Genomic DNA, 14,478 nt, shown 5'->3' with positions numbered 1-14,478 from the left:
GGGGAGCCGTTGATTTCCGGTCCTTCCGGCGGGCGGTCACTTGCCGATCCCGTCGGCCAGGCCCCTGACGATGTACCGCTGGCCGAGGAAGAACAGCAGGACCACCGGGACGGCCGCGATCACCATGCCCGCGAACACGACGGGGAACTCGGTGCCGTGCTTGCTCATCAGGCTCGTCAGGCCCACCGGCAGGGTCTGCACGCCGCTGCCGCTGGTGAAGACCATGGCGAAGAGGTACTCGTTCCAGGTGAACAGGATGTGCAGCAGGACGGTCGAGGTGATGATCGGCTTGCACATGGGCAGGGTGATCCGCCAGAAGGCCGTCCAGCGGCCGGCGCCGTCCATCTCGGCGGCCTCGTCGACCTCGCGCGGCAGGTCGATCATGTAGGCGCGGATGAGGAAGGTGGTGAACGGGATGCGGAAGGCCGTGTACAGGATCAGCAGCGCCCAGAAGCTGTTGTACAGGCCCATCGCCTGGAACATCTTCACCAGGGGGACGAGCGCCACGGTGGGGGCGAGCATCAGTCCGCCGAGGATCAGCGCGGCGACCGTCCGGTTCAGCGGGATGTCCACCCGGGTGAGGCCGTAGGCGGCCCAGGCGCTGACGAACACGGTGGCGACCGTGGACGTCACGGTGACGAGCACGCTGGTGGTCAGGTAGTCGCTCACCCCCCGGTTCCAGGCCTTGCGGTAGTTGTCGAAGCTCCAGTCGACGGGGAGGGCGAAGGGGTCGCCGAAGAGTTCGGCGTTGGTCTTGAACCCGCTGACCACCATCCACAGCAGCGGATAGAGCACGACCACCGCGAGGCCGAGGAGGAAGGCCCACATGAACACGCGGGCGATCACTCCGAGGAAGCTCAGGCGACTCACCATTCCACCCTTCTGGAGCGGGTGACCCACAGCTGCGCCAGGGCGATGCCCAGCGTGATCACGAAGAGCACCGTCGCGATGGCGGCGGCGTAGCCGAAGTCGTTGCGGACGAAGCCGCTGCGGTACAGCCAGGTGCCCAGCACCTGGGTCGAGTTGTTCGGTCCCCCGGCGGTCATCACCATGACCTCGTTGAACACCTGGAACGAGCCGGAGACGGTCACGATCGCCATCAGCCCGGTCATCTCCCGCACCAGCGGGAACGTGACGTGGACGAACCGGCCGACCGGCCCGACGCCGTCGATGGCCGCCGCGCCGTAGACCTCGCCGGGGATGCGCTGGATCGCGACGGCGAACAGCAGGGTCGAGTAGCCGAACCCCTGCCACTGGCTCATCGCGATGATCGCGCTCATCGCGGTGCTCTCCTGTCCCAGCCACGCCTGGGCGAGCTCACCCAGTCCCACCGCCCGGAGCAGGTGGTTGAGCGGGCCCAGGCTGGGCTCGTAGAGGAAGTAGAAGAGCAGGCCCGCGACGGTCAGCGAGATGGCCGAGGGGATGAAGTAGACCGCCCGCAGGCTGCGCCGCCACCGCTCGCTCCGGACGCTCTCGATCAGCGCGGCGAGCACGAGCGCGCCGAAGACCTGGAAGGCGATCGAGACCACCGCGTACAGCAGGTTGTTGCCGAACGACGACCAGAAGACCGGATCGTCCAGGAGTCTCCGGTAGTTGTCGAGCCCGACGTACTCCTGGCTTCCGCTGTAGATGTCCCATTCGAGCGTGCTGAACTGGAAGTTCTGCACGAGCGGCAGGTAGACGAACACTCCCACCAGCACGAGGGCCGGGAGGACCCACGCGAGCCCGAGTGTCCTTCGCACGATGGCGCGCACCGGCATGCCCTCCTTCCGGCCGCGCGGCTACTTGGCCGCCGCCGAGGCCTGGCGCACGCTCTCCAGCACCTTCTCCGGGGTCGAACTGCCGCTGACGAGGGCCTCACCGCCGGCCAGCCACGCGTCGGCGACCTCGGGGACGGTCACGGTGTCCAGCCAGACGGCCAGGTACGAGGCCTTGTTGACCAGTTCGACGCCCTCGGAGACGGCCTTGCCGGAGCCCTCCTCGGTGACCGCCCCGACGACCGTGCTGGGCTGGGCGTACGGCGCCGCGGAGAGCTTCCTGGCGTTCTCCCGACCGGTGGCGAACTTCATGAAGTCGACGGCGAGCGCCACCCGCGGCGACCTGGCGTTGATCAGGTAGCCCTCGGGCGCCCCCTCGATCGCCCCGGGGTCGCCGCCGGCGCCCTGGGGGACCGGCAGCGGGAAGATGCCGAAGTTCTCCGGCGTGAGCTCCCGCTCGTCGGTGACGTTCGCGAACTCCAGGATCTCCTGGTAGTACATCGCCGCCTTGCCGTTGAGGAACTTCTCCTGCGCGGAGCTGTACAGCACGCCGTTGGTGCCGTCGCGGGTGTCGGTGCACTCGTCGACGAGGGTCTTGAACTGCCCGAGCGCGGTGACGTAGCCGGGGTGGTCGAGCTTGGCCGTCCCGGGCTTGAAGTCGGCGTTCAGGACGTCGGCCGGCACGTGGTAGGCGAACAACTGCTGCAGGTAGTGCAGGGCGGGCCAGCCGTCCTTGTTGCCGAAGGTGACGGGCTCGTATCCGGCCTTGCGCAGCGGGGCGCAGGCGGCCAGCAGTTCCTCGAAGGAGGCGGGGACCCCGATGCCGGCCCTGTCGAAGGCGGCCTTGTTGTAGCCCATGAACTTGCCGTTGTTGTACAGCGGGATGCCGTAGTACTTGCCGTCGTAGGCGAAGGCCGACAGCGCCGCCTGGCCGAAGGTCCCGCCCCACGGGGTGCCGGGGCCGATCACCTTGGTCAGGTCGGCCGCGCGGCCACCGCGGACGAAGTTCTCCGCCCAGTTGCCGGTCCAGGTGAAGTAGATGTCGGGCAGGGCGTCCGAGGCGGTCAGGGTCTTGGTCTTGTCCTTGATGCTCTGGTCGGTCTCCTGGATGAGCTCGACCTTCACCCCGGGATGCATCCGCTGGTACTCGGCGGCGATGCCCTCGAAGTAGGAGCTCAGGGGGTCGCCGGCGAACTTGGTCAGGATGCTCAACGTCCCGGAGAACTCCGGGGTGGCCGCGACGTCGGCCGCGGGGGCCTTCGCCGCCGGCTCGCCGGCGCAGCCGGCGAGGGTGAGCACCGAGGTCCCGACGATCGCCGCGAACGTCGTCAGCGCGCGAGGGCGCATGGGCTCTTCCTTTCTCCCGGGCGAGAGGGAACCGCCGGTGCGGTGGCACCTCAGATCCGCCGTGGAGGTCTGCGACACGAAGCGTTTGGTGTGGGCCGACTGTACAGACCTTCTGATACCGGTACCAGACCTAAACCAAAGATCTTTTATGGAAAGCAGGTCGCAGTACCGCCCGATCCATCGAATCTCGCCCCTGCCAGGGGTCTATGGAGTTAGAAGGCGCGGTGTTGACGGCGGGCGTCCACCTGTGTCAGCGTGACCTCCGCGTGATACCGGTATCAGGCCGCAGAGCGGCACCGGCCGCAAGCATTCCCGAAAGGACGCGAAGATGCTCCGATTCAACGAGCCGGAATTCCTCGAGCAGCTGGCCAGCACCGTGGCGCTGCGCCCGCAGATCGAGGAACTGGTCGATCGGCTCGTGGACGAGGGGTTCGACAACCTCTTCCTCGTCGGCGCCGGCGGCACCTACGCCCAGATGTGGCCGTACGAGCACCTGGCCCGACGCTCCTCCACCCTCCCCGTGCGGGCCGCGATAGCGGCCGAACTGATCGCCTCCGGTGACGCGTCCCTCGGGGAGCGCTCTGTGGTGATCTTCACCTCGGTCTCCGGCACGACCGACGACAGCGTCCGCGCCATCGAGTACTGCCGCGCCAGGGGCGCCTACACGATCGGCTTCACCGGCTACCCCGACTCGCCCGTCGCCCGGCAGGTCGACGCCGCGCTCGTCTCCGAGCCGAAGGCCTGGCCCTTCGACGCGCAGATGCTGCTGTTCATGGGCCGGCTGCTCTCCCGGCGCGGCGAGTTCGACGGCTACGGCAGGCTCGCCGACGAGCTCGCCGGCCTCCCCCGGATCCTCGTCGAGGTGGCGAAGCAGGCCGATCCGGTGGCCGCCGCCTTCGCCGAGGCGCACAAAAAGACCGACTACCACTTCCTGGTCGGCGGAGGGAACCTGTGGGGGTTCACCTACCTGTACTCCATGTGCATCCTCGAGGAGATGCAGTGGCTGCGCACCACCCGGGTGCACAGCGCCGAGTTCTTCCACGGCTCCCTGGAGCTGATCGAGGAGGACACGAGCGTGATCGTCTTCCAGGGCGAGGACGAGACGCGCGCGCTCACCGACCGCGTCGAGTCCTTCGCCAGGCGCATCACCAAGGACGTCACCGTCTTCGACATCCGTGACTACCCGCTGGAGGGCATCAGCCCCGAGTTCCGCGGCCTGGTCGCCCCGCTGGTGCTCGACACCGTCCTCGGCCGGGTCAGCAAGCACCTGGAACGGGTCCGGGACCACTCGCTCGACCTGCGCCGCTACTACCGCGTCATGGACTACTGAGCCACCGGCTGCCGGGGGCGCGCCGCGCCCGGCCTGCGGACGGCCGCCCCCGCCTGTCCAACCGACCGCCCGCGCGGGAGGCGCTCCGCCGGCCCGCGCGCCCTCCCGGCCTCCACGCACGCGGAGTCCCCGCACAGGAGAATCCATGAGAGTCCTCGGCTTCGGTGACAACATCGTCGACCGGTTCACCGACCGCGGCGTCGACTACCCGGGCGGCAACAGCGTGAACGTCGCCGTCTACGCCCGCCGCCTCGGTCTTGAAGCCGCCTACCTGGGGGTCTTCGGCGACGACGAGCTCGGCCGTTTCCTCGGCGAGGCGATCGCCGCCCAGGGCGTCGCCCTCGACCACTGCGTCACGCGGGCCGGTGAGACCGGTCTCTCCCTGCTCCGCGTCGACGACGGCGACCGTGTCTTCCTCGGCTGGAACGGCGGCGGGGTCACGGTGCGCGAGCCGCTCGTGCTCGACGGCGGGCTGCTCGCCTACGCGTCCTCCTTCGACCTGGTCCATTCGAGTGTGTACTCCCGCAGCGAGAGCGAGCTGCCGAAACTGGCCGGACTCGGCACGCTGGTGAGCTTCGACCTCTCCAGCGAGGAGGAGTTCCGCACCCCCGCCTACCTCGACCGGATCTGCCCGCACGCCGACCTGGTGCTCCTGTCGTGCTCGCATCTCGACGAGGCCGGCACGCGCGACCTCCTGGCCGAGGCCGTACGGCGGGGCGCGGCGGTCGCGCTCGCCACCCGCGGCGTGGACGGAGCGATGGCCTGCGACGGCCGGGTCACGGTCACCGCCCCGGCCCGCCGCGTGGCGGACCCCCGCGGGATCGTCGACACGATGGGCTGCGGTGACGCCTTCCTCACCGGCTTCGCGGTCTCGCTGCTGCGCGGCGGATGGTCCCCGGATGCTCCGCCGCGGCACCGCATGATCGAGGACGCGCTGCGCGCGGGGGCGGACACGGCCTACGGGCAGTGCTTCGTCGAAGGCGCGTTCGGCTGCGGCCGCCCCGCCATGGCTAGCATGTGGCGAGCCTCCGAACACGAGAGATGAGGGAGGGGCGCGATCCATGCCGTCTGACCGGGACGAGATGCCGGCGCGGCCGACGATCTCCGAAGTGGCCGCCGAGGCCGGCGTCGGCCGCGCGACCGCGGCCCGCACGCTCGGCGGGTACGGATACGTCAGCCCGGAGATGCGGGAGCGGGTGCTCGCGGCGGCCGACAAGCTCGGCTACCGCGCGAACGCGCTCGCCCGCAGCATGTCGACGGGCGTCAGCCACACCCTCGGAGTGATCCTCGCCGACATCGGCAACCCCTTCTTCGCGGGCGTGATGCGCGGCATCTCCGACACCTCCCGGGCCCGGGGGTTCGACACGATCGTGCTGAGCACCTACGAGGACCTCGATGAGGAGATCGCGGCGGTGAACGTGCTCATCGACAAGCGCGTCGACGGCGTCATCGTCGCGTCGACCGCGGTCGGCCCGGGCGAGGTCGCGCACATCCGGGCGGCCGTGGACCGGGGCGTGCCCGTCGTCCTCGTCGACCGGGCGGTCGCCTCGCTCGACCTCGACGCGGTCGTCATCGACAACCGCGACGCGGCGCGGGAGGCGGTCGAGACGCTCATCGCGGCCGGGCACCGCCGCATCGGGTTCGTGTGGGGACCGCCCGCCGCGCAGGTTCCCGCGACCCGGCGGGAACTGCTGGCGGAGGCCTCCCGCAACCTGTGGACCGACGGTGAGCGCCTGCGCGGATACCTCGACGCGCTCGACGACGCGCGCATCCCCTTCGACCCCGACCTGGTGATGGTCGGCCGGAAGACCGAGGAGCGGGTGACCCAGGAGGTCGCCCGCATGCTCGCCCTCCCCGACCGGATGACCGCGCTGTTCTGCACCGAGACCGAGGCGGTGACGGGGGCGCTGCGGGCCCTGCGGGCGGCGGGGCTCGCCTACCCGCACGACGTCGCGCTGATCGGCTTCGACGACAGCGCGTGGGCCGCGGTCATGGACCCGCCCCTGACGATGATCGAGCAGCCCGTGCACCGGCTCGGCGCGAAGGCGGCCGAGGTGCTCCTCGACACCATCGGCGGGGCCGAGCCCCGCCGGGAGATGCACACGCTCCGCTCCCGCCTCGTCATGCGCTCCTCGGTCGCCCCGCCCGCTTCCTGACCGCCGCACCGGCCCTCGCCGGGTCGTCCCGCCCGGGTCCCCGCCGGGACGGCCATCGCACCGGCCCCGCCGTCGTGCCCGCCCGCGTCCCCGCCGGCTCCCCGTCAGGCGGGGCGCTCACCGTTCACGTGTCCACCTCGACGCTCTCCAGGATGCCCAGGGCGTCGGGCACCAGGACGGCCGCCGAGTAGTAGGCGGTCACCAGGTAGGAGATGACGGCGTGCTCGTCGATGCCCATGAAGCGCACCGACAGGCCGGGCTCGTACTCGTCGACCAGCCCGGTACGGCGCAGCCCCACGACCCCCTGGTCCTTCTCGCCCATGCGCATCACCATGATCGAGGTCAGCCCGCCGTCGGTGACCGGGATCTTGTCGCAGGGCAGCACCGGCACCCCCCGCCACGCCATGACCGTGGCGCCGCCGGCCTCGGTGACGGCGGGGTACAGGCCGAGGCGGTTGCACTGGCGGCCGAAGGCGGCGATGGCGCGGGGGTGGGCCAGGAAGCAGTGGGATCTGCGGCGACGGCTCAGCAGGTCGTCGAGGTCGTCGGGGGTGGGCGGCCCGGACCGGGTGTGGATGCGCTGCCGGAGATCGGCGTTGTGCAGCAACCCGAACTCGCGGTTGTTGACCAGCTCGTGCTCCTGGCGCTCGCGCAGCGCCTCGACCGTCAGCCGCAACTGCTGCTCGGTCTGGTTCATCGGCTCGTTGTACAGATCGGCCACCCGGGTGTGCACCCGCAGCACCGTCTGCGCCACACTCAGCTCGTACTCCCGCGGGCTCAGCTCGTAGTCGACGAACGTGCCCGGCAGCACCGGCTCACCGGCGTGCCCCGCCGCCAGCGCGATATCCGCCTCCCCGTACCTGTTGCGGGGCCGGTCGGAGGAGGGCCGGCGCAACCGGTCGCGGAGGCCGGCGGAGCCGGCGACGAGCTCGTCCGCATCCGCGCGGGACAGCACCAGCACGGTGCAGGAGGTGACGGCCTCCGCGGCCGCGCCGTCCGGCCCGGTGCCGGCCGGGCCGGTCAGATCGCCCAGGTGGTCGCCGTCGGCCAGGACCCGCAGGACGCGCCGTCCTCCGTAGGCTCCGGTGCCGGTTTCCGCGATCTTCCCGCGGGCCACCAGCACCACCTGGCCGGGCGGCACCCGCTCGCCCGCCTCCAGCTCGTGCTGGACGAACCTGCCCGCCAGGGCGCCGAGCACCCGCGCGTCTCCGTAGCCGTGCAGGGACGGCAGCTCGCGCAGCCCGGCCGGGACGACCTCGACGCGGGCACCGGTGGAGACGAGAGGCACCCGGCCGTCGCCGGCGGTGAAGGTCAGCCGCCGGTTCACCCGGTAGGCGCCGTCCACCTCGACCCACGGCAGCACCCGCAGCAGGTGGCGGGGGGTGATCGCCTGCATCTGCGGCGGCGTCTTGGCCGTCGTGGCCAGGGTGCGGGCGGCGGCCGTACCCAGACTCAGCCGGGGGGTTCCGGCGCCGGAAGCGGTCATCGTGCACCCGCCGGTCCGGGGCGGGCGGAGGCCGCGCTCGCGGCCGGCGCCAGCGAGGTGATCCGCGCCGCGGTGCTCCCCAGGCCGGTGGGGCCCTGCATCCAGCGGACCGGCGCGGGGCGGGTCAGCTCGGAGGCGGGGTAGCGCCGGGTCCGCTGGTGCCAGCGCACGATGGCGGCCATCCAGTCCTGCAGCTCGGTCACGTAGCCGGCGACCGCCTCGCGGATCGGGCCGTCGGCCGCGATCCGGTCGAGCAGCACGGGCAGGTCGACGGTGGTGACGTGCTCGAACTGCCTCATCCGGGAGGTCAGCAGGGCGTCGACGACCGCGACGCCCTGCTGCGGGTCGCAGCCGAGGAAGGTCTGCATGACCAGGACGCCGTTGTGCAGCTCGCCTTCGAACTCGATCTCCTTCTGGTAGGAGAACAGGTCGTTGACCAGGCAGGCGTAGTCCTGGGCGGTGTCGGCCATCGCGAGGAACTCGCGGGTCCGGTACAACGGGGCGGGGATGCCGCGGCCGGGGGCCAGCCGCGCCAGGCTCATCGTCATGTCGGAGCCGAAGGTCCTGCGGCGCATCTCGATGTAGTCGACCGGATCGGGGACGCGGTTGAGGAGGTGGCCCGCCAGCTCCCACACCCAGCTTTCGATCATGTCCTCGACCGCGGTGCGGAAGGCGCGCCGCGACTCCGCCGGCATCGGCCCCGCGGTGCGCGGCCACAGGTCGGCCAGGCCCCGTTCCAGGGCGTTGAGCGGCACCGGCATCGAGGTCAGGTCGATCGGCATGAACTGCCGCAGCCGCCGGTTGGCGAGCTTCGCGCCGGTCAGGTCGCGGGCGGCGCCGAAGACCCGCGGGTAGTAGTCGTCACCGTAGGTGCCCCAGGCCAGCCAGTTGGTCGCCAGGACGAGCTCCTCGGCCGAGGCGTCGGGATCGATGCCGGAGGCGCACAGGGCGAGGTCGAACCCGACCAGCAGGCGTTCGGTCCACAGGGCGGTCGCCGGGATGCCGGGAAGGGCGTCGAAGAACCCCATCGCGGCGCACCACGCCGCATCGGCGGCCCGGGCCGCCTCCAGGTGCGGGTTGTCGCGCACGGGGAACGGCATGTACGGCTGCGGCAGCCGGACCGCGGCCTCGGTGCCGGGTGTCCTGGCGTGGTTGCGCAGCCCGCCCGCGCCGGTCAGGTGGGCGCGTGAGACGTTCATGCCGAGCGGCCCGTCCGGGCGGCCCGTCCGGGTGTAGCGGCTGGAGGCGGTGTGCCAGGCGTGGCCGCCGGCCTGCCAGTCCTGCAGTCCTTTGACGTAGCGCAGGACGCGCTCCTGCTCGTCGGGCGTGACGCCCTCGTCGACGAAGAGGGCCGGCAGCTCGGTCAGGGCGGTGTGCTCGAACTGGTGCAGCCGGGAGGTGAGCAGATCATTGGTGATCTCCACGGCGCGGCGGGTGTCGCAGTCGAAGAACCGCTCGCAGACCAGGACGCAGTTGGACAGCTCGCCCTCCTGCCGCACTTCGCGTTCGTAGGAGAACAGGTCGTTGCGCAGGTGCACGGCGTCGGCGAACGACTCGGTCAGCACCCGGACGGGTCTGCCGGCGGTGAGCCGGGCCGGCAGCTCGGCGCCGGCCGCGTGCTCGACCAGGGCGGCCGACCACGGGGCGCCGCCGACCTTGCGGCGTTCCTCGATGTACTCGATCGGGTTGGAGACCGCGTCGCGTTCGATGTGGAACAGCTCCCACATCGACTCCTGGGTCAGGTCGCGGGTGACGCGGACGAACCGGCGCCGCCAGGACGGCGACATGGCCGGCACGGTGCGCGGCCACAGGTCGGCCAGGCCGCGTTCGACGGGGTTGGCGGGCTCGGGCGGATCGTCGGCCATGAAGGCGTCGAGCCGGTCCAGGTAGGCCTGCGCGCCGTCGAGGTCCCTGCTCCTCTTGAAGGTCTCCAGGAAGTGGTCGTCGAAGTAGAACACCCACACGTACCAGTCGGTGATCAGGTCCAGCTCGGCGGCCGGGCAGTCGGGGTGGGTGTAGGCGCACATCAGCCCGTAGTCCATGGCCTCCAGCCGCTGCTCGTCCCAGATGTCGGGGTCGTCGAGCATGCCCATGCCGCGGGCCCAGGCACGGGTGTGCGCGCGGGCGGTCTCCAGGTGCGGGTTGAGGCGGGGTGGATACGGCAGGTAGAAGTCCGGCAGCTCGTAGGAGGGCATCAGGCCACCTCGACACTCTCCAGGATGCCCAGGGCGTCGGGCACCAGAACGGCCGCCGAGTAGTAGGCGGTCACCAGGTAGGAGATGACGGCGTGCTCGTCGATGCCCATGAAGCGCACCGACAGGCCGGGCTCGTACTCGTCGACCAGCCCGGTACGGCGCAGCCCCACGACCCCCTGGTCCTTCTCGCCCATGCGCATCACCATGATCGAGGTCAGCCCGCCGTCGGTGACCGGGATCTTGTTGCAGGGCAGCATCGGCACCCCCCGCCATGCGGGGGCCTTCTGCCCGCCGACGTCGACGCTCTGCGGGTAGATGCCCCGGCTGTTGCACTGGCGCGCGAACGCGGCGATCGCCTTGGGATGGGCGAACATGACGGTCGGGTTCTTCCAGACGGTGGCGAGCAGGTCGTCGAGGTCGTCGGGGGTGGGCGGCCCGGACCGGGTGTGGATGCGCTGCCGGAGATCGGCGTTGTGCAGCAACCCGAACTCGCGGTTGTTGACCAGCTCGTGCTCCTGGCGCTCGCGCAGCGCCTCGACCGTCAGCCGCAACTGCTGCTCGGTCTGGTTCATCGGCTCGTTGTACAGATCGGCCACCCGGGTGTGCACCCGCAGCACCGTCTGCGCCACACTCAGCTCGTACTCCCGCGGGCTCAGCTCGTAGTCGACGAACGTGCCCGGCAGCACCGGCTCACCGGCGTGCCCCGCCGCCAGCGCGATATCCGCCTCCCCGTAGGCGTTCTGCGGCCGGTCGGGGTGCTCCTGGAGCCGCTGGACGTGCGCGCTCAGGCTTTCCGAGCGGGCGGTGAGCCGCTCGTAGGCGCTCCGGGGCAGCGCGAGCACCGTGCAGGCGGTGGCCGCCCTGACGGTGTACTCCCAGGTCGCGCCCGCGTCCCCCAGTGCCTGCTCACCGAAGTAGTCGCCGTCGGCGAGCACTCCCAGCAGCGCCTGCCCGCCGTAGGGGCCCTCGCCGAGCTTGTCGACCTTGCCGTGGGCCAGCAGGAAGACCTCGTCCACCGGGTCTCCCGCCTCCACCATCACCTGGCCGGCCTCGTACTCGCGCTGGACGAACTGCTCCGCCAGGTCCGCCAGCACGTCGGCGTCGCCGTACCCGCGCAGGGCGGGGAGCTCGCACAGCTCGGCGGCGATGACCTGGACCCGGGCGCCGGTGGAGACGAAGGTCACCCGGCCGTCGGCGACCTGGTAGGTCAGCCGCCGGTTGACGCGGTAGGCGCCGCCGACGGCCTCGACCCAGGGCAGCGCCCGCAGCAGGTGCCGTGAGGTGATGGCCTGCATCTGCGGCGGCGTCTTGGCCGTCGTGGCCAGGTTGCGAGCGGCCCTGGTGCCCAGGCTGAGCCTCTGGCCGTGGGACCCGTCGAGGTTGTCATGCGAATCACTGGAGAGCGTGGACTCGGTCATGGCGCACCACCCATCTGTGTTGTCCGGTCGTCGGAGAACCGGTCGTCGGAGAACCGGTCGTCGGAGAGCCGGTCGTCGGGGAGCCGGCCCCGCTCGGCCGGCGAGCGGGGCCCGCGAGTACGGGCGAAGGTCGGGGTTGTCGCGGGGGCCGGTTCTGCCCCCTCCGGGAGAGGCCCCGGGGCGGGGAGGGGGTCGCGCCTGGGTCATGGCGTCCGGCCGCACGCCATGACCGCTCCTCTAGCGGACCCGGTGGGTCAACCGGTCGGTCAGCAGCGCCAGCGCCCGGCAGGTCTGCGCGGGGATCACCCCGTCGCCCAGCACGTCGAGCGCCTGGCCGACCCGCTGGGTGATCAGCGATTCGACATGCGCCAGGGCCCCGGTGTCCGCGATGACCTCCCGCAGGGCGGCCGCGTGCCGCTCGTCCAGCCCGGGGTTGCCGTGCCAGGCGTGCAACCGGTCGCGCTGCGGGCCGTCGGCCCGGGCGAACGCGTGCGCGATCAGGACGGTCCGCTTCCCCTCCCGCAGGTCGTCGACGACCGGCTTGCCGGTGACCTCGGTGTCGCCGAAGACGCCCAGGATGTCGTCGCGCAGTTGGAACGCCTCTCCGAGCAGCAGACCGAACCGGGAGTACGCCTCCAGCAGCTCCGGTCCGGCCCCGGCGAGCGCGCCGCCGATCTGCAGCGGACGCTCGACCGTGTACTTGGCCGTCTTGTAGCGGATCACCGTGAACGCCTGGTCGGCTCCCGCCTCGCGGACACGCGCCAGGATGTCGAGGTACTGCCCGCAGATCACCTCCGAGCGCATCCGGTCGAACAGCGCCCGCGCCTCACGGGTGTGCACGCCGTCCGTGCCGACGTCGCTCAGCAGCTCATCGGCCCACGCCTGGGCGAGCACCCCCAGCAGGACCGCCGCGGAGGCGCCGAAGGCCTGCCCGGACGGTTTCCGGCCGGGCCCGGAGAGGCTCCGGTGGATCGTCGGGCGCCCGCGGCGCAGGTCGCTGCCGTCCATGACGTCGTCGTGGACGAGCAGGCCGGCGTGGCACAGCTCGAGCGCCGCACCGGCGGTGATCACCGCGTCCTCGTCTCCGCCCCCGGCGCCGTGCCACCCCCAGTAGCACAGGATCGGGCGGATCCGCTTGCCGCCGGCGGTGACGAACTCCCGGAGCAGCCGGTATCCCTCGATCACGTCCGGGTCGTCGACAGGGGCGGCGTGCGTCTCCAGGAAGCGGCTCAGCCGGTCCTCCACCTGACCGCGCACCCGGTCGGTGGTCTCGGTGATCGACGTCTCGGCAACCTTCGCCGTCACGGGCGGTCTCCTCGCTGACGATCGGCTGTACAAAAGGAAACCTACATAGTCAGCAAGGAAATTTAAATAGCCATTTCAATAATTGGCTTTTTTCACCGATGACATGAATAAAGCCTTGCATCCTATAAGTCGAAGAGATCCCCCGATGGGTGGATCAGGCCGGTGACCAGCGATCCAGCGGCGACGACCGCGATGATGCGACAGGAATCCGGCGGCGGAGATGATTCCCTTCCGCCCGGGAGAACGCCGTTCTCCCGGGCGCGCGCCGCCCCGCCGGCATAACCCCGCCGGCGGCGGATGAAACCGTCATCCGAAATCATCGCGGCAGGAATCGCAGCGGAACGGCACGGCACGGGAACCACCCGTCACGGAGCGGTCGACTCCCTGATGACCAGGCGGCACGGCATCCGGTGGACGCCCGGGGTCGCCCTGCCTCCGATGGCGGCGAAGAGGTGCTGGGCGGCGGTCCGGCCCAGCACCTCCAGGTTCATGTCCACGGTGGTGAGCGGGGGCCGGGTCTCGGTGGACAGGATCTCCCAGTTGTCGTAGCCCACCACCGCGATGTCGCCGGGCACCCGCCTCCCCCGCTCGCGGACGGTCTCCACGACCCCCGCCGCGATCTGGTCGTTGCCGCAGAACACCGCGTCCACGTCCGGGGTGGACATCAGCAGCAGCTCGGCCGCGTGCCGCCCCCACCGCTGCGACCACTCCCCCGCGAGCGTCCGGCCGGCCTGCGCCACGCCGGCCTCGGCGAGCGCGAGACGCACCCCCTCCTCCCGCTCGCGGGCGGCGGTGTAGTCCATCGGGCCGGTCACGTGCGCGATCGAGCGCCGCCCCATGTCCAGCAGGTGCCGTACGGCGAGCATCGCCCCTCCCACGTCGTCGGGCACGAAGGAGACGTCCTGCGGATCCTCCGACGGCCCGTAGGCGTAGACCACGGGCACCGGCACGTCGCCGCTGAGCGAGGGCCGGGGATCGGTGCTCTCCCCCACCACGATCAGGCCGTCGACCCGGCGCGAGAGCAGGGCCCGCAGGTGGTGCTGCTCCCTGATGGCGTCGCCGCGCGCGTCGCACAGCAGCACCGCCATCTCCCCCGCGCCGAAGGCGTCCTCGGCGCCGAGCAGCACCGGGATGCCGAACCTGCCCATGCTGTCGGAGGTGAGCAGGCCCACCGTGCGCGTCTGGCCCGACAGCAGTCCTCTGGCCAGCTCGTTCGGCTGGAACGCCAGCTCCTTCGCGGCCGCCAGCACCCGCTGCCGGGTCGAGTCGCGCACGTCGTGGCGTCCGTTGAGCGCTTTGGAGGCGGTCGCGACGGAGACTCCCGCCAGGGAGGCCACGTCACTGATGGTGACCCGCCGCTCCGCCTTTTTCGAAACCCGTTTCGGCAGACTCACGGTGCTGACCATAGCACCCATTGACAGACCTCTTTGTTTCTTCTACGTTTCCGAAAACCTTTTAGTTCGGGGCCGCGCGAAGGAGACAGC

The 14,478-nt window shown here is 71.1% G+C and carries 11 protein-coding genes; 3 read left to right on the top strand and 8 right to left on the bottom strand.

Features of this window, described 5'->3' with window-relative positions:
- Positions 1–36: 36 nt before the first annotated feature.
- The 3 genes from FHS22_RS08725 to FHS22_RS08715 are packed head-to-tail and all read right to left on the bottom strand — an operon-like array spanning position 37 to position 3,104.
- Positions 37–873, bottom strand: a complete 837-nt coding sequence (locus tag FHS22_RS08725; protein WP_184939983.1) for a carbohydrate ABC transporter permease — start codon at positions 871–873, stop codon at positions 37–39.
- On the bottom strand, positions 867–1,754 hold the full coding sequence (locus FHS22_RS08720; protein ID WP_338047664.1) for a carbohydrate ABC transporter permease: 888 nt from the start codon (positions 1,752–1,754) through the stop codon (positions 867–869). Before FHS22_RS08720 ends, FHS22_RS08725 begins: the two co-directional genes overlap by 7 nt.
- A gap of 27 nt (positions 1,755–1,781) precedes the next feature.
- Positions 1,782–3,104 (bottom strand): ABC transporter substrate-binding protein, encoded by a 1,323-nt coding sequence (locus tag FHS22_RS08715; protein ID WP_184939979.1) that lies wholly within the window; start codon positions 3,102–3,104, stop codon positions 1,782–1,784.
- Positions 3,105–3,432: 328 nt separating this feature from the next.
- On the opposite strand from FHS22_RS08715, the gene FHS22_RS08710 reads away from it, so the two are divergent.
- The 3 genes from FHS22_RS08710 to FHS22_RS08700 all read left to right on the top strand — a co-directional run bounded on the left by FHS22_RS08710 (position 3,433) and on the right by FHS22_RS08700 (position 6,590).
- On the top strand, positions 3,433–4,434 hold the full coding sequence (locus tag FHS22_RS08710; protein WP_184939978.1) for an SIS domain-containing protein: 1,002 nt from the start codon (positions 3,433–3,435) through the stop codon (positions 4,432–4,434).
- A gap of 145 nt (positions 4,435–4,579) precedes the next feature.
- Positions 4,580–5,479, top strand: coding sequence for a PfkB family carbohydrate kinase (locus FHS22_RS08705; RefSeq protein WP_184939977.1), 900 nt, complete (start codon positions 4,580–4,582; stop codon positions 5,477–5,479).
- Positions 5,480–5,495: 16 nt separating this feature from the next.
- Complete coding sequence (locus FHS22_RS08700) at positions 5,496–6,590, top strand: LacI family DNA-binding transcriptional regulator (RefSeq protein ID WP_184939975.1); 1,095 nt, start codon at positions 5,496–5,498, stop codon at positions 6,588–6,590.
- Between the two features lie 124 nt (positions 6,591–6,714).
- Here FHS22_RS08700 and FHS22_RS08695 read toward each other — a convergent pair whose 3' ends face one another.
- From FHS22_RS08695 to FHS22_RS08675, 5 genes are all read right to left on the bottom strand, one after another.
- Positions 6,715–8,076 carry a family 2B encapsulin nanocompartment shell protein gene (locus FHS22_RS08695; protein WP_184939973.1) on the bottom strand — a complete coding sequence of 454 codons (1,362 nt, stop codon included), beginning with the start codon at positions 8,074–8,076 and terminating at the stop codon, positions 6,715–6,717.
- A complete protein-coding gene (locus FHS22_RS08690) occupies positions 8,073–10,271 on the bottom strand; it encodes a terpene synthase family protein (protein WP_221473398.1) in 2,199 nt (732 codons plus the stop codon). Before FHS22_RS08690 ends, FHS22_RS08695 begins: the two co-directional genes overlap by 4 nt.
- Positions 10,271–11,689, bottom strand: a complete 1,419-nt coding sequence (locus FHS22_RS08685) for a family 2B encapsulin nanocompartment shell protein (RefSeq protein ID WP_184939972.1) — start codon at positions 11,687–11,689, stop codon at positions 10,271–10,273. The genes FHS22_RS08690 and FHS22_RS08685 overlap by 1 nt, the downstream gene beginning before the upstream one ends.
- A gap of 237 nt (positions 11,690–11,926) precedes the next feature.
- Positions 11,927–12,994, bottom strand: a complete 1,068-nt coding sequence (locus FHS22_RS08680) for a polyprenyl synthetase family protein (protein ID WP_184939970.1) — start codon at positions 12,992–12,994, stop codon at positions 11,927–11,929.
- Positions 12,995–13,359: 365 nt separating this feature from the next.
- The gene (locus tag FHS22_RS08675; protein ID WP_338047663.1) at positions 13,360–14,388 is read right to left on the bottom strand and encodes a LacI family DNA-binding transcriptional regulator; all 1,029 of its coding nucleotides are present in this window, start codon (positions 14,386–14,388) and stop codon (positions 13,360–13,362) included.
- Positions 14,389–14,478: the final 90 nt, after the last annotated feature.

This window comes from Thiemannella venezuelensis (assembly GCF_014203605.1).
Lineage (GTDB): Bacteria > Actinomycetota > Actinomycetes > Streptosporangiales > Streptosporangiaceae > Planomonospora_A > Planomonospora_A venezuelensis.
The sequence above is the reverse complement of the archived record's forward strand: the minus strand, read 5'-3'. Positions and strand labels throughout refer to the sequence as shown.